This is a genomic window from Paeniglutamicibacter sulfureus (assembly GCF_039535115.1).
Lineage (GTDB): Bacteria > Actinomycetota > Actinomycetes > Actinomycetales > Micrococcaceae > Paeniglutamicibacter > Paeniglutamicibacter sulfureus.
In genome coordinates, this window is the sequence record NZ_BAAAWO010000001.1 from 166,724 (window position 1) to 181,289 (window position 14,566).

Annotated in this window: 12 protein-coding genes; 5 read left to right on the top strand and 7 right to left on the bottom strand. The window is 63.8% G+C overall.

What is annotated here, in order from left to right:
* The first annotated feature begins 1 nt into the window (after window position 1).
* The gene (locus tag ABD687_RS00715) at window positions 2-3,037 is read left to right on the top strand and encodes a bifunctional [glutamine synthetase] adenylyltransferase/[glutamine synthetase]-adenylyl-L-tyrosine phosphorylase (protein ID WP_310288102.1); all 3,036 of its coding nucleotides are present in this window, start codon (window positions 2-4) and stop codon (window positions 3,035-3,037) included.
* Window positions 3,038-3,091: 54 nt separating this feature from the next.
* Window positions 3,092-3,421 (top strand): cupin domain-containing protein, encoded by a 330-nt coding sequence (locus tag ABD687_RS00720; protein WP_310288099.1) that lies wholly within the window; start codon window positions 3,092-3,094, stop codon window positions 3,419-3,421.
* Window positions 3,422-3,924: 503 nt separating this feature from the next.
* On the opposite strand, the gene ABD687_RS00725 is transcribed toward ABD687_RS00720, so the two are convergent.
* The 3 genes from ABD687_RS00725 to ABD687_RS00735 all read right to left on the bottom strand — a co-directional run bounded on the left by ABD687_RS00725 (window position 3,925) and on the right by ABD687_RS00735 (window position 7,023).
* The gene (locus ABD687_RS00725; RefSeq protein ID WP_310288096.1) at window positions 3,925-4,740 is read right to left on the bottom strand and encodes an ExeA family protein; all 816 of its coding nucleotides are present in this window, start codon (window positions 4,738-4,740) and stop codon (window positions 3,925-3,927) included.
* A complete protein-coding gene (locus tag ABD687_RS00730) occupies window positions 4,737-6,203 on the bottom strand; it encodes a DDE-type integrase/transposase/recombinase (RefSeq protein WP_310288092.1) in 1,467 nt (488 codons plus the stop codon). The genes ABD687_RS00725 and ABD687_RS00730 overlap by 4 nt, the downstream gene beginning before the upstream one ends.
* A gap of 169 nt (window positions 6,204-6,372) precedes the next feature.
* Window positions 6,373-7,023, bottom strand: coding sequence for a DUF6431 domain-containing protein (locus ABD687_RS00735; RefSeq protein ID WP_310288090.1), 651 nt, complete (start codon window positions 7,021-7,023; stop codon window positions 6,373-6,375).
* A gap of 293 nt (window positions 7,024-7,316) precedes the next feature.
* On the opposite strand from ABD687_RS00735, the gene ABD687_RS00740 reads away from it, so the two are divergent.
* The gene (locus ABD687_RS00740; RefSeq protein WP_264270620.1) at window positions 7,317-7,754 is read left to right on the top strand and encodes a hypothetical protein; all 438 of its coding nucleotides are present in this window, start codon (window positions 7,317-7,319) and stop codon (window positions 7,752-7,754) included.
* Between the two features lie 304 nt (window positions 7,755-8,058).
* Here ABD687_RS00740 and glnA read toward each other — a convergent pair whose 3' ends face one another.
* Window positions 8,059-9,483: a type I glutamate--ammonia ligase gene (glnA, locus tag ABD687_RS00745; protein ID WP_264270621.1), complete on the bottom strand. Its 1,425-nt coding sequence runs from the start codon at window positions 9,481-9,483 to the stop codon at window positions 8,059-8,061.
* Between the two features lie 281 nt (window positions 9,484-9,764).
* Between glnA and ABD687_RS00750 the strand changes: the two genes are divergently transcribed.
* Window positions 9,765-10,199, top strand: a complete 435-nt coding sequence (locus ABD687_RS00750; protein WP_372342932.1) for an RDD family protein — start codon at window positions 9,765-9,767, stop codon at window positions 10,197-10,199.
* Window positions 10,200-10,317: 118 nt separating this feature from the next.
* Here the strand turns inward: ABD687_RS00750 and ABD687_RS00755 are convergent, their stop codons facing one another.
* From ABD687_RS00755 to lipB, 3 genes are read right to left on the bottom strand one after another with little or no spacing between them, the layout of a single operon-like run.
* The gene (locus ABD687_RS00755; RefSeq protein WP_264270623.1) at window positions 10,318-11,073 is read right to left on the bottom strand and encodes a DUF4191 domain-containing protein; all 756 of its coding nucleotides are present in this window, start codon (window positions 11,071-11,073) and stop codon (window positions 10,318-10,320) included.
* Window positions 11,074-11,106: 33 nt separating this feature from the next.
* On the bottom strand, window positions 11,107-12,108 hold the full coding sequence (lipA, locus tag ABD687_RS00760) for a lipoyl synthase (RefSeq protein ID WP_264270624.1): 1,002 nt from the start codon (window positions 12,106-12,108) through the stop codon (window positions 11,107-11,109).
* Window positions 12,105-12,785 (bottom strand): lipoyl(octanoyl) transferase LipB, encoded by a 681-nt coding sequence (lipB, locus tag ABD687_RS00765; protein WP_264270625.1) that lies wholly within the window; start codon window positions 12,783-12,785, stop codon window positions 12,105-12,107. Before lipB ends, lipA begins: the two co-directional genes overlap by 4 nt.
* Window positions 12,786-12,888: 103 nt before the next feature.
* On the opposite strand from lipB, the gene ABD687_RS00770 reads away from it, so the two are divergent.
* A complete protein-coding gene (locus tag ABD687_RS00770) occupies window positions 12,889-14,517 on the top strand; it encodes a serine/threonine protein kinase (protein WP_310288083.1) in 1,629 nt (542 codons plus the stop codon).
* Window positions 14,518-14,566: the final 49 nt, after the last annotated feature.

Below are 14,566 nucleotides of genomic sequence, written 5' to 3' on the forward strand. Positions count from 1 at the left end.
AATGCCCTTGCAGATCTCGACGAGGCAGCTGATTTCGGCCGGGTTCGACGACCTGGAGCGCGCCAAGCGCTTTCTGGCCGACAAGGAACTGGCGGATATTGACCACCGGGCGCTCGTGGGCCACCTGGCCCATGCCGCGGACCCGGACCAGGCGCTGCTCGCGCTGATCCGCCTCATCCCGCACGCCCCGGCGGCCCTGGAACTGGCGCTGGGCCCGCGCACCGCGCCGGGTTTCTTGCGCTTGCTCGGTGCCTCGGACGCCCTGGCGAACTTCCTCATCCGCGAACCCTCGTGCCTGGAGATCCTGCAGGAGCCCGCACCGGAACGCATGCACGGGCGCAGCGCCCAGGAATTGCGTGCCGAGCTGCTGATCGCCGTGGGAGCCGACCCGGCATCGGGCATCCCCCCGGTGGCCGCCATCTTCGGCGAGGACGGACACCGAGTGTTGCGCGTGGCCTACCGCCGCGCCCTGCTCGGCCTGGCCCACCGCGACCTCGGGGCAGCCGATGCACTGGCTGCCATGCCGGAAGTCGGACGGGAGCTGGCCGACCTTGCAGCGGCCGCCCTCGAGGGTGCCCTGGCCATCAGCCGGGCCGAGGCCCGGCACCGCTTCGAAGCCGAGGACATTGCCGACCTGCGCCTGGCGGTGATCGGCATGGGCAAGTGCGGGGCCCACGAACTGAACTACGTGTCGGACGTCGACGTCATCTACGTGCACTCCAGCGACCGGCTGGACGAGGATCTGGCCCATTCCCTGGCCAGGGAGCTTGCGATCGGCATCTCCCGGGCCATCGACTCCGCCGGGATCGAACCCGGCCTGTGGGAGGTGGACGCGAACCTCCGTCCCGAGGGCAAGGACGGGGCGCTGAGCCGCACCCTGGAGTCCCACGCCGCCTACTACGCGCGCTGGGCCGCGTCCTGGGAGTTCCAGGCGCTGTTGAAGGCCAGGGCGATCGCCGGGGACGCGCAGTTGGGCGCTGCCTACGAGGCCATGGTGGAACCATTGGTCTGGTCTTCCTCGGAACGCGAGGGCTTCGTGGAATCGGTGCAGCGCATGCGCCGCCGGGTCACCGCGAACATCAAGCCGGCCGAGTTGGCGTACCAGCTCAAGCTGGGCCCCGGCGGGCTCCGGGACGTCGAATTCACCGTCCAGCTGCTCCAGCTGGTCCACGGACGGGTGGATGAGACCGTGCGCGCGCGCTCCACCACCAAGGCCATCGCCGCGTTGAGCCTGGCCGGATACATCGGACGCGACGACGCCGAGAAGTTTGACCGCTCCTACCGCTTCCTGCGCGTGCTCGAGCACCGCATCCAGCTGGTGAACCTGCGTCGGACGCACCTGATGCCGCACAAGGAGTCGGGACAGCGCGTCCTGGCGCGTGCTGTGCGCTCCACCCTGGGTGTCGAGCTGTCCACCGCTGCCGGCCTGCTTGATCGCTGGGGCGACACCAGGCGCCTGGTGCGCCTGCTCCACGAACGGATCTTCTACCGGCCGCTGCTCAACAGCGCCTCAAACCTGTCGGCCGACGAGGTGCGCCTGTCCCCGGAAGCGGCGCAATCCCGCCTGCGCGCCCTGGGCTACGTGGACCCGAAGGCGGCGATGCGCCACATCGAGGCCTTGACCGGCGGCATGCGCAGGCGCGCCGCCCTGCAGCGACAGCTGCTGCCTGTGCTCCTGGGGTGGATCGCCGAGGGCGTGGACCCGGATGCCGGCTTGCTGGGCTTCAGGCGGCTGAGCGAATCGCTGGGGGAGTCGCACTGGTACCTGGGCATGTTGCGGGATTCATCCGCAGCGGCCGAGCGCCTGTGCAAGATCCTGTCCAACTCCCGCTTCATCACCGATCTGCTGGAGGTCTCCCCGGAATCGGCGGCCTGGCTCGGATCCAACAAGTCACTGCAGCCCCTGGGCTACGAGGCGCTGTGGGGCGAGATCTCCTCGAAGCTGAAGCGGAACCTGGGCTCCGACCAGGCGATCCGGTTGATCCGGGTGATCAGGCGCCGCGAGATCCTGCGCATCTCCCTGGCCGACGGCGCCGGGGTCATCGACCAGGACACCGTGGGGCGGGCCCTGGCCGACAACGACAGGGCAGCCGTGCGCGGTGCCCTGGAGGTCGCCCAGAGCACCGAATACGCCTCGACCCCGCAGCTGGGAGAATTCCTGGTCGTGGCGATGGGCCGCCAGGGCGGCCACGAGATCGGTTATTGCTCCGACGCGGATGTGATGTTCGTCCAGCGGGCCTTCGACGAGGCCGACCAGCAGGGTGCACAAGAGCAGTCGCTGCGCATCGCCACTGCGCTCGGGTCGCTGTTGGGCAGGCCCATGGTGCCGGCGATCCAGGCAGAGCCGCGACTGGAAATCGACGCTGCGCTGCGACCGGAGGGCAAGAGCGGGCCGCTGGTGCGCTCGCTGGCCTCCTACGAGGAGTACTACCGGCGCTGGTCCCAGATTTGGGAACAACAGGCTCTGTTGCGCGCCACCCCCATGGCCGGGTCGGAGAAACTGGCCGATGACTTCATGGCCATGGTCGACCCCCTGCGTTACGAGCAGGTCATGGGCGAGGAACAGATTCGCGAAATTCGCAGGATCAAGGCGCGCGTGGAGGCCGAGCGGTTGCCCCGCGGTGCCGAGCCGGAACGGCACCTGAAACTGGGCCGCGGCTCGCTCAGCGACGTCGAATGGCTGGTCCAGCTCATGCAACTGCAGCACGCCAAGGACCACCCGGCGTTGCGCACCACCTCCACGCGCCCGGCGCTGAAGGCCATTGCCGAGGCCGGGCTCATCCCCGCCGCAGAGGTGGCGCTGCTGGACGATGCGTGGTCCCTGGCCACCAGGATCCGCAGCGGGGGCCTGATTTGCACCGGACGGGTCTCAGACGTGTTGCCGAATTCCTGGCGCGACATGGAAGCGGTGGCCCGCTGGTGTGGGTACGCACCGGGAGAGGCCTCGGTCATGGAGGACGACTACCTCAAGACCACGCGCCGGTCGCGGCAGGTTTTTGAACGCCACTTCTATGGCTTTGAAGAGAGAACCGCCTAGGCTGATGGAAACAGTGGGGCCATGCGTTCGTCTTTGAAAGGGCAGGGGATAGCCATGCACGTCACCAGCGCGGAACTTGACCAACTGGTCGCCAAGGAATTTGAGAAGGCGACCGCCTCCAACAACGGCCGCAGCGCCGTTGCGGTGCTCAACGATGGGCGCCTGCGCCACACGTTGATCACCCTGCTGGCCGGGTCAACACTGAACGACCATGAAAAGCCCGAGGCTGCGACCCTTCAAGTGTTGCGCGGGTCGATCGTGGTGAATTGGTTGGGCGATTCACGGGCGATAGCACACGGCGGCCTGTTCGTGCTGCCCGATGCCATTCACAACGTTGTTGCCACCGAAGACTGCGCTTTCCTGCTCACTTCGCTGGTCGGTTAGGGCGGGGCGGGACCAAAAGCCGCACTGCGCGCCGCCAGACGGTGCACCAGCGCAAGCGACGTAGCCCTGGCCACTGCCCGACAATGTCACATGCAAAAAAGTCCGTGCCGCTGCGGATGCTTCGTGATGAAGCAACCGCAGCCACACGGACTTTTTCAATGGCGCCCGGAGAATCCCGGCGCCCTACTTAGCAGCCGTAGTAGGGCTCGAACTGGAAAAAGGTAATTGGCATGGGTTGAATGCCGCTGATTCCCGCGTGATTTCCGGGGTTCTGCTGTTGGGTAGGAAGGGCGAAAAGTGGCCGTCGGTAGACCTGCTGCGGACTGCAGCCTAGTGAGTACCTAACCGGGAAGATCCACCAAGTGTTGACCGTCGCGTAATTTGACGATGAAGCCGCCACCGAGTTTGACGACGAACCTGCCATAGAAACGCCTCGCCAGGATGATCTTGGCGAGGCGTTCGTGGTCATGCCGGCGGGCTGGTCGGCAGGGGTGCCGGTTGGGTTATTCGCTGAATTCGCTCACCGCCGACTGCGCCGCGGATTGGTCCACGATCGCGCCTTTGGCCGAGCGGGTGGCCATGAGTGCGGCCAGGGCCAGGTTGTTCACGGTGCGCGGGTAGCCACGGGACGCCTGATGGATGACGGTGATCGCATCTTCGGAGAACAAGGGATCAGTTCGGCCTGCGAATCCAAGATGTCCCTTGATGTAGTCGCTGGTGTCCTCCAGATTCATCCCGTTGATGGTGAACCGGGTCCCGATCCGTTGGTCCAGGGCGGCCAGCACCGCCAGTTTCAACCGGCGCCGCAGGGTGGGTTGACCGATGAGCAACAACGCGAAATGCGACTCCGTATCCATGCTGACGTTTGAGAGCATCCTCAATGATTCGAGGTCTTCGTTGGTCAGCAGGTGTGCTTCATCGATGACAATCACCGGCAGGCGAGAGCGTTCGTCGAGTTCGCCGGCGAGCAGGGCCGCGGCCTGCGCGGCCAGGGCTCCGGAGAAGAAGGAGGGCGTGGCCCCCAGCGCGGTCACAATCGCTGCACGGATCCCGCGGATCCCGATGGTCGGATCCGGGACATAGATGATTTGGTGGCGGGATGGTTCCAGGTGCGCCAGTGCGGCGCGGGCCGCCACGGTCTTCCCGGCCCCGACTTCCCCGGCGATCACTCCCATGCGGCGCTGGTCGATGCACCAGGAGATGCGGGCGACCGCCTCGCGGTGCCCGGGGTGCTGGTTCAGCGCCGCCGGCGGGATATCACGGCCAAAAGGAAGCCGGGAAAAACCAAAATAGCTTTGCAGGCTATCGATCTGGCTCAACGGGCACGCTCCTGGATCTCGGCGAAGCTGATCGGTGCGGCCGTGAGGGATTCGCGGTGCCGGGTGGCGACCAGGTCCAGGTAGTTGATCCCGGTGCTGATGTTGGTTGCGGAGTCGTTGTCCTTCACGGCGTTGGTGACCTTGGAATGCACGTGCCGTCCGATATCCAGTGGCCGGGCCGTCCCCGCCGGGTTTCCCTCGTGGTTGTTCACGGTGATTTCCCCGTCCAGGTCGAAGGGGTCATAGATCAGTTCCACCTTGGTGCCGGCCAGCAGCGGGTCGACCTCGTAGGTGTTTGAGTGCAGGGATACGGTCCCGGTCTTGGTCACCGTGCGGACATCTGACCAGAGGAACGCCTCACGGATCTCGGCCAGGGATTTGCGCACCGGGGTGCGGTGTTCCCAGGATGCTTCCCATCGGGCCAGGGGCGTTTGCCCGATGCTGGTGTGTTGTTGGTGGTGATAGACCATGTTCACCCATGCGGTGAACAGCGTGTTCAACTCGTGAAGGGAGCTGATCTGCGAGCCGGCCTCCGGGTCGGTGCCCGGGAGCATGGGTGTGTCGGTGACCGTGATTTCACCGAGGAACTGGCTGGTGACCGTGTTGAAGAAGCGTTCGATCTTGCCCCGTCCCTGGGGCCGGTAGGGGGCCGAATGCACCAGCCTGATCCCGAGTTTGGCGCACGTGCGCGCCAGCGACTTGTCACTCATGGCGGCCCCGTTGTCCAGGTAGGCGACCTCGGGGATGCCGTGGGTTTGCAGGGCCGGACGCAGGACCGCCGAAAGCCGGATGGCATCCTCGGCATAGGCCCAGCGGGCGGCGGTGACCATGCGGGAGTGATCATCAAGGAACGCGAACAGAAACGTCTTTCGCCCACCGATCCGTGGCCCGTGCAGGGCATCACCGACCCAGATCTCGTTGGATTTCTCGGTCTCGAAGCGACCGGTGGCGACCGGGCGGGTGCCGGTGGAAATGTTCCGGGCACGGAAGTAGCGCAGCAGCGTGGTCTCCGAGGGTGCCTGGCCCATGGCTTCGGTGATGATCCGCTTCACCTGCGCGGCGGTGCGGTTGGGTTTCTCCCGTTTGAGGGTTTCGGCCAGGCTCAGCACGGTCGAATCGATGTAGGGGGCGCAGGCTCGTTCGTCCGGTTTCAGCCCGTCAAACCCGTGGTCCCACCACGCTTTGATCCAGCGGTCCAGGGTTTCGCGGGAGAAGCGGCGGGTGCCACCGAAGGGCCAGGGATGATCAACCTCGGCCAGGGCCCGGACCAGGGGTCCGCGCTGGCGGGAGCTCAACGACCGATCCGCCGCGGCCCGCACGATTTGGTAGCGGAACAGGGCGATCTTCTCACGGTGCTCCTTGCGCATCAAGGGGGTGTTGGCCCGCGGGGCAGGGTTGGCCGGCACCGGGGAAACGACCACCGCCGGCTGCGGCAAGGCATCCTCGCCACCGGTGCTCTCCATGGGGGCCTGCGGCGGCACGGCGGGTGGTCTCGGCGGGGCAGGGACAAGCTGATCGGGTAGGTGAAGCGAGGCACTGATCATCGAAAAGGTTCCTTCCGGCGGGGTGAAACATGGACCCATGTCCTCGCCGGAGATCCGGAAACGACACGTGAACCCCACCTTGGCCCAGTTAGGCTTCCTGCGGCAGGGCGGGCTGGTGTTGCACCGCCTCGAGACGCTGGCGACCGCTGAAGAACCATGGGCCATGCCCGGCCAGGGCGGCAACAGGCCACGTCACGTTGGCGACCGGGGCTTGGCCGGGGATTGCCCCGTGGTGGTGGGCCAGCACCCGGGCATGGGCCATGAGCATGCCCAGCGCGTTGGCCGCGGCCGTGGGCGCCGGAGTCGGCCAGAATCCCAGGGACTCGGCGGTGGCGCGGTGCACCCGTGCGGTGAATTCCGTCAGGATCGCCGGGGCGTTGGCCCTGAAATCCCGGATCCATCCGCGGACGGTGGTCTGCGGGCGGCCCAGCTGCGCGGCGATTTTCCGGTGCCCCGCTCCGGAGACAATGCTCGATTCCACGGCGTGCGCGATCACCGCAGCCGCATCGGCTCGACGGGCGGTCAACGCCACCGGCAGCAGGATATGGGTGCTCTGGCACTGATGGCAGCGGGCCCTGCGTGGCAGAACCCGGCGGTTCACGACCGGCACCTGGTATCTGATGATCCGCTCCCGCCCAAACCCCCACGGCTTCAAGGATCCACTGCACCGGGGGCAGCTCAGCGTGCGGGAGAAGAGCTGGAATTCGACAGCGGCGGGATCGTGGCTTACGGTGAGCACAGCGCGACTCGTTTCGCGTCAGAACGACCTGGTGCGGCTTCGAAACTGGCACCGGGTCGTTCGTCTTTAAGATCTGGATCCAAAAATCCAAGAACTAGGGTCTGTCGTCAGCCTGACGCCGCCGACGAAGAAGGTCAAGGGACAGATCCGGGAACGTTGAAGAAACCGTCTCATGGTCAGGCAACGCGACTACCCACGGTCATCCACTGCGACGCGCAACACCAAGCACCGTGGTCACTTGGTCAATCATTGCCCCACCTGCCTAGACTCAACCTAAACCACTTGGAGGAATCATGAAGAGAGTAGCTACCGTCGCCCTGTTGGCCCTTGCGCTCACCGGATGCGTGTCCGAGAGTTCCTTGCCTCAGGTCTACAGCCCACCCGTTGTAGAGACGGTGACTCAAGAAGCCTCAGCTGAAGACCTCTCGCAAGCCTGGGCGGACACCCAGATCAACCACTTCCTGAACGGCTACGGAGCTGCGAGCTTGGCAGGCTTCATGGAGGGCACCCCGCACCGGAACATAGACTCCTGGTCGTCTCCCGAAGAGGGAGTTTTGGTGGTTGTGCTCTCAAGCAACAACTGGCGGGGGAAATACCTGCACTCTCTCTCCTTCGACATAATGGGCAAAGCTGGCTGGGAAGACCCTAGGTTGGAAAAGGTGCGGGTTACCACCCACGACGGTTCGGCGTGGGAGGAAACTCGCCGCACCAGCATAGCGGGGCTTCACTAACCGAACTACCAAATGCCCATACTCGCCCCTGCCCGCTCCGCATAGCCGCGCTCGCGCTCGCGACGAAATAGCCACGAAAAGGCAAAAAGCCCCGCGTCGTCTTTTCGGATAGCGCGGGGCCATGGGGGCTTGATGTGAAAGTTGTCCAGGCGCGGCTCCGTCACGCGTCGGCAAAGACAACCTTGGATGTTTAAGGCCACGTGTGGCCAGACACAGATGAGTCCGCACGTTCCGCCGTGAATAACGTTCTGGCGGCTCGTGCGGACCCATCTGCGGGCTAAACCCGTTTAGCCCTGAATTCTACCTAGCAGCCGTAATACAGCTCGAACTCGTACGGGTTCGGGCGCAGCGACAGCGGCTTGATTTCGTATTCGCGCTTGTATTCGATCCAGGTGCGGATCAGGTCCTCGGTGAACACGTCGCCCTCGAGCAGGAAGTCGAAGTCGTTCTCCAGGGCATCGAGTGCCTCGTCGAGCGAACCCGGGGCCTTCTGGATGTCCTTGGCTTCCTCGGCCGGGAGCTCGTAGAGGTCCTTGTCGATCGGGTCCGCCGGCTCGATGCGGTTCTTGATGCCGTCGAGGCCTGCCATCAGCTGTGCGGCGAAGGCCAGGTACGGGTTGGAAGCGGCATCCGGTGCGCGGAACTCGATGCGCTTGGCCTTCGGGTTCGAACCGGTGATCGGGATGCGGATACCGGCGGAGCGGTTGCCCTGCGAGTACACCATGTTGACCGGAGCCTCGTAGCCCTTGACCAGGCGGCGGTAGGAGTTCACCGTCGGGTTGGTGAATGCCAGCACTGCGGAGGCGTGCTTCAGCAGACCGCCGATGTACCAGCGGGCGGTATCGGACAGGCCGGCGTAGCCCTTCTCGTCGTAGAACAGCGGAACGCCGTTGGCCCACAGCGACTGGTGGCAGTGCATGCCCGAGCCGTTGTCACCGAAGATTGGCTTCGGCATGAAGGTTGCGGACTTGCCCCAGGCATCGGCCACGTTCTTGACGATGTACTTGAACTTCAGGATGTCATCGGCCGAGTGGGTCAGCGTGTTGAACTTGTAGTTGATCTCGGCCTGGCCGGCTGCACCGACCTCGTGGTGGCTGCGCTCGACCTCAAGGCCGGCTGCTTCCAGTTCCAGGCAGATGGCGTCGCGCAGGTCGGCCTGCTTGTCGGTCGGGGAGACCGGGAAGTAACCCCCCTTGAAGGGGGTCTTGTAACCCTGGTTGCCGCCCTCTTCCTTCTTGCCGGTGTTCCACGGTGCTTCGATCGAGTCCACCTTGTAGAAGGAACCCTGAGGCTTCGACTCGTACTGGACGTTGTCGAAAATGAAGAACTCGGCCTCGGGGGCAAAGAATGCGGTGTCGGCGATGCCGGTCGAGGACAGGTAAGCCTCGGCGCGCTCGGCCACGCCGCGCGGGTCGCGGTGGTACGGATCGCCGGTGCGCGGGTTGATGATCGAGAAGTTGAACGCGAGGGTCTTTTCCAGACGGAACGGGTCAACGAAGCCGGAAGTCACGTCGGGGATCAGCTGCATGTCGGAATCGGCGATGCCGGCGAAGCCTGCGATCGAGGAGCCGTCGAAAAGCTGGCCGTTGAGGAAGAAATCGGCGTCGACGGTGCGTGCCGGGACGTTGAAGTGCTGCTGGACGCCGGGAAGGTCGGTGAAGCGGATATCAACGAACTTGACGTCTTCTTCGGCAATATATGCGATGACTTCTTCTGGACTCTTGAACATGGTCAGGGACTCCTGTGTGGGGTTTCTGCTGTGGCGGCTTGCGTGCCGCGACGTAAACGTTTGCCAACGTTTTTCTTCCTGTGTTATCAACACTAGACCCTAGCGATTACTCTCCTGTGTCTCGATTGTTTCCGTTACGTTACACACCCGGCGATTATCAAGAATAGAGTGTCGGATAGATCACACGTATTACTTCCACTGTGTCCAGATCCATCGATGCCAAATCTGAAATGAGGGCGCGACCACGGACGGGTGTGGATTGCCCCGGTAGGCTTGGAAACGTGGAAAGAAAAGACTTTGGCTCGTGGCTCGAGGGCCCGCCGCAATTAAGCAATCAGGAATGGCCCGGCAAGCGCTTGGGGCGCCCGGAAAAAGGGCCCGGTTCGGTTGCCCGCATCGGCCGGCGAGTCGCGGCCTTGTTGTTGGACTGGGGGATCGCGATGTTGATCTCGCTGATCTTCTTCAATTCGGACCCCACCGCAAACTTGGTCATCTTCGCCGCCACTCAGATGCTCTTCGTTGGGGTCACCGGACACTCCATCGGTCACCGCGTCTTCGGGATGCAAGTCCAGGGCCTGGATGGCAGTGCGGTGAAACCCTTGACGGGGATCATTCGCACCGCACTGCTCTGCCTGGTGATTCCGGTTCTGTTCAGTGATTCCGACCAGCGCGGCTACCACGACCGGGTCGGCAAGACGATCCTGGTACGCATCTGATCAGTCCGGATCGCTGAAGGCCTAGCGCAGCGCCAGGACCGAGAAAAGAGCAAAGGCGGGTTTTGGAACCAAATGGTTCCAAAACCCGCCTTTGCTTAACGGTTCCCGTTCCTGGGCGCTAGCGCATTTGCTTGCGGTTGGGACGCGCCCGGTTGGGGTCGATGCCCTTGGGGATCGGGAGCTTCGCGCTGCCAAGTGTGCTCAAGCGCTTGTCGACGGCGCTGATTTCCAGCTTGGTGATCGACTTGGGAAGCTTCTTCATCTTCTTGCCGACCTCGGCAAGCGGGGTTTGGCCTTCCTCGTTACCTGCGTTGATCACGTGGATCGGAACGTTGGGAAGCACGCGGCCCATGCGCCGGCGCTCGGCGTCAACGAGGGGGCGGACCCGGGTGTTCGGTCCTTCGGTGACAAGCACGACGCCTGCGCGCCCAATGCCCAAGAACACCAGGTCCTTGGTGCGCGGGTTCACGGCGACCGGCTCGTCCTTCAGGATCCAGCCGCGACGCAACACGCTCATGGCCGCCCCGGCCGCACCCGGACGTCCCTCAAGCTGCGTGAACGCAGCTTTCTCGGCGCGGCGGGAGAGGATCATGGTTGCGGCGAGCAAGGCCAGCGGAAGCGCGATCAGCACCGCCGTGATCCAGTTGTTGATCAGGAGGCCAACGATCAGGCCCACAACAAGGACGCCAAGGGCAGCCAGAATCATCAGCCAGACGACCATGGGGTCGTTCTTGCGGGTCATCTGGAAGACCTGGCCCAGCTGTTTCAGCCGGCCCGGTTCCTTGTTGGCCTTCTCGGCCTTCGGCTTGCGCGAGAACAGTCCGCGCTTAGGACTTGCAGCCTCGGATGAGGCGTTATCGGTGTTTTTGGCCATAGTGATTCAATTCTACATTGATGTCGGCACCTGTTAGGAGCTGATCAGCGAGGAAGCTTCCTGACGGGTGTCGCCGGAGCTGGCAATGTGCGCCAGGGCCTCCGGGATCGGATTGCCCTTCTTGCGCATCGCGGACGCCCACAGGCGTCCGGCGCGGTAGGAGGAACGCACCAACGGGCCACTCATCACACCAAGAATGCCCATTTCCTCGGCCTCCTGCTGCAACTCGACGAATTCCTGTGGCTTGACCCAACGCTCCACCGGGTGGTGGCGCTCGGTGGGCCGCAGGTACTGGGTGATGGTGAGCAGGTCGCAGCCGGCATCCACGAGGTCCTTGATGGCCTCGGTGATTTCCTCACGGGTTTCGCCCATGCCGAGGATCAGGTTCGACTTGGTGATCATGCCGTTGGCACGTCCCTGCGAGATGACATCCAGCGAGCGTTCGTAGCGGAACGCGGGGCGGATGGACTTGAAGAGTCGCGGGACCGTTTCAAGGTTGTGTGCGTACACCTCGGGGGCGGACGCTGCGATCTCGTCCAGATACTCGGGCTTGCCGGAGAAGTCGGGGATCAGCAGCTCCACGCCGGTGCCCGGGTTCAGCTGGTGGATACGGCGCACCGTCTCGGCATAGAGCCAAGTGCCCTCGTCCGCGAGGTCATCGCGGGCCACGCCGGTTACGGTGGCGTAGCGCAGGCCCATCTTCTTTACGCTCATGGCAACCTTGAACGGTTCGGCGCGGTCGATGGCCTGGGGCTTGCCGGTGTCGATCTGGCAGAAGTCGCAGCGGCGGGTGCATTCCGAGCCGCCGATGAGGAAGGTAGCTTCCTTGTCTTCCCAGCATTCGAAGATGTTCGGGCAGCCTGCTTCTTCGCAGACGGTGTTCAGGCCCTCGGACTTGACCAGCTTTTTCAGGCCCACGTACTCGGGGCCGATGTTGATCTTCGCCTTGATCCACTCGGGCTTGCGCTCCACAGGGGTTTCGGAATTTCGCTGCTCGATGCGCAGCAGGCGGCGACCTTCGGGTGCGGCACTCATGAACGGGCTCCTTCGGGGGTTGTAGCAGTCAGCGACACGATAGGGCTCAACAAGGCATCCAGCTCTTGTTCAACGCTGTCGAGGACATCGGCAGGGGTGACGGTGGTTCCGGTTTCCAGGCTGATGCTCGTGACACCTGCATCGGTGATTCCACAGGGGATGATTTGCGCATACGGAGCCAGGTCGTTGGAGCAGTTCAAGGCAAAGCCGTGCATGGTCACACCATGGTCGACGCGGATGCCGATTGCGGCAAGCTTGCGGTCCTGGCCACCGTCTGTCCCGGCCACCCACACTCCGCTGCGGCCCTTGATGCGGGTGGCGGCAATGCCGTAGCCGAGGGCGACGTTAATCAAGGCTTCTTCGAGAATCGAAACGTATTCGCGGATGCCCTTCATATCGGACAGACGAACGATCGGGTACCCCACCAACTGGCCCGGGCCGTGCCAGGTGAGTTTGCCCCCGCGATCTACATCGATCACCGGGGTGCCGTCAACCGGCAGGTCTTCAGGTTCGGTCCTGCGGCCGGCCGTGTAAACGGCCGCGTGTTCCAGGAGGAAAACGACGGGACCGGAATCCCCTTCGGTCACCTCTTTGTGTACCTGGCGCTGCATGTCCCATGCAACGCGGTAATCGACCAGCTCGGGGGCATGGCCAATTCTCTCGAATTTGATGGTCATGGCGACAACAGTACGCGCTTCCCTGGACGCCCTCGAATCGGCTACACATTGTTGCTTGTGGATAACTTAAGCACAGGAATTCCATTGCGCGTAGAAAAGAACCATGGAATCCCAGAAAGAGCCATTGCCATTCCCTCGGATCGATGGTTATCGCACGCTTCGGCACTTGGATGAGGGTTCGGGCCGCAGCATATGGGTCGTTCAAGACAGCACGACGCATGAGGAACTGGTCGTCAAGATCCTCGCAAACGACTCTCCCGGAAGTACCGTAGAGGCCGAATCCCTGCGAGTCGATCATGAGTTCCTGGTCGAATCGTTTGGCATGCTCGAAACCTCCCTCGGCCCGGGAATCCTGATGGAATACTGTCCTGCCGGCTCGGTCGCCCAGATTGTTGCGGTGCGGGGGCCGCTGAATGTGGGGGAGACCATCACCGTCATGGCACCGATCGCCGAAGCCTTGGCGTTTTTGCACGCCCGGGGGCTCACCCACGGTGACTTGAGCCCACGGAACATCCTGTTTACGGCCGCCGGGAAGCCAAAACTGGGGGACTTCGGAACGCATCGGGTGGTGGGACAGACCCCCGGGGAGTATGGAACGCAGGGTTTTTGTGCCCCGGAAACCTGCTCGGGTGCAGGTGCTGGCGAACTGCAACCAGCCCGGGATGTCTACGCCCTGGCCGCCTGCGCGTGGTATTTGCTGACCGGCAGGCCGCCCAATGCCACTGCCCGCAGGGTTCCGCTGGGAGCCATGGTTCCGGAAGTCAACGACGAATTCGCGAAGCTTCTGGAGCAGGGGCTGGATCCTGATCCGCAGCTTCGTCCGAGCGCGGCCCAGTTCGGGCAACGCATTTTCGTTGCGGGTACGCCGGAAGCAGTGGAGCTGAGCGCCGCAATCAAACCGGATGCGCTCAAACATATGCTCACCACGCGCCAAACGCCCGCCGCTAGAGGGCTGCTGGGCAGAGGCCGGCGTACCGGAAACCCGACCGCGGCGGACAAGGTGATGCTGAAGGAACGCAAGGCCCAGATCAAGGCCCAGCAGAAGCCGGTACCGCGCCGGCTGCGGACGGTGTTTGAGGTCAAGGCAGGTCTGGAGGAACGGACCGAATCCGCAGGGGGAGAGCAGCGTTGGGCACAACAACACCGAATCCACGGATTGAAGCGCGGAAACCGGAATCTAGCCGCGGCCGCGGCAATCGGGCTGTTGGTGGTGGGCATGGCGGCAGTGACAACCAGCATGCTCAAACAGACCAACGAGACGGCCATTGCCGGGCCTCCGCAGGCGCAAGTGTATGCCGCCCCGTCGGGTGTCGGTGAAACGGATGTGGAAGAAGCGCCGGAAACGCGTCGCGAACTGGTGCTGGTGGCTGCGGAATTGTCGGCGCGCCGAGATCGTGGCCTGATGGACGGGAGCTTGGAGGAGCTAAGGAAGGTCCATGTGGTGGGATCGCCGGCACTGGCAGTGGACGCAAAGGTTGTGGCCCGCATGCAGGACCTTGGACTTCGGCTTGAAGCGCTGAAGACGAGCCTGAATGAAGTTTCCGTACTGCCGGGGAAGAACGCGTTGGAGGCGACCATCGAGGCGACGAGCGTGCAAAGTGGCTACCGCTATGTCGATCGAAAGGGCGCGGTCATCGCCAGCGCCAAGAAGTCCGAAAGCCAAAGGGTGCGCATGGTCCTGCGATTCGTCGATGGATCCTGGCGGATGTGGCAGGTGACCGGATCAAAGTGACCCGCCTGGGTCGGTGTGCCGGGACCGCCTGCACGGCGTCGGCACACCG

What these genes read in the sequence shown, in the direction of transcription:
- ABD687_RS00715 (WP_310288102.1), top strand. Translation starts at nt 2, where the DNA reads ATGCCCTTGCAGATCTCGACGAGGCAGCTGATTTCGGCCGGGTTCGAC.
- ABD687_RS00720 (WP_310288099.1), top strand. Translation starts at nt 3,092, where the DNA reads ATGCACGTCACCAGCGCGGAACTTGACCAACTGGTCGCCAAGGAATTT.
- ABD687_RS00730 (WP_310288092.1), bottom strand. Translation starts at nt 6,203, where the DNA reads ATGGAGAGCACCGGTGGCGAGGATGCCTTGCCGCAGCCGGCGGTGGTC.
- ABD687_RS00740 (WP_264270620.1), top strand. Translation starts at nt 7,317, where the DNA reads ATGAAGAGAGTAGCTACCGTCGCCCTGTTGGCCCTTGCGCTCACCGGA.
- glnA (WP_264270621.1), bottom strand. Translation starts at nt 9,483, where the DNA reads ATGTTCAAGAGTCCAGAAGAAGTCATCGCATATATTGCCGAAGAAGAC.
- ABD687_RS00755 (WP_264270623.1), bottom strand. Translation starts at nt 11,073, where the DNA reads ATGGCCAAAAACACCGATAACGCCTCATCCGAGGCTGCAAGTCCTAAG.
- lipA (WP_264270624.1), bottom strand. Translation starts at nt 12,108, where the DNA reads ATGAGTGCCGCACCCGAAGGTCGCCGCCTGCTGCGCATCGAGCAGCGA.
- lipB (WP_264270625.1), bottom strand. Translation starts at nt 12,785, where the DNA reads ATGACCATCAAATTCGAGAGAATTGGCCATGCCCCCGAGCTGGTCGAT.
- ABD687_RS00770 (WP_310288083.1), top strand. Translation starts at nt 12,889, where the DNA reads ATGGAATCCCAGAAAGAGCCATTGCCATTCCCTCGGATCGATGGTTAT.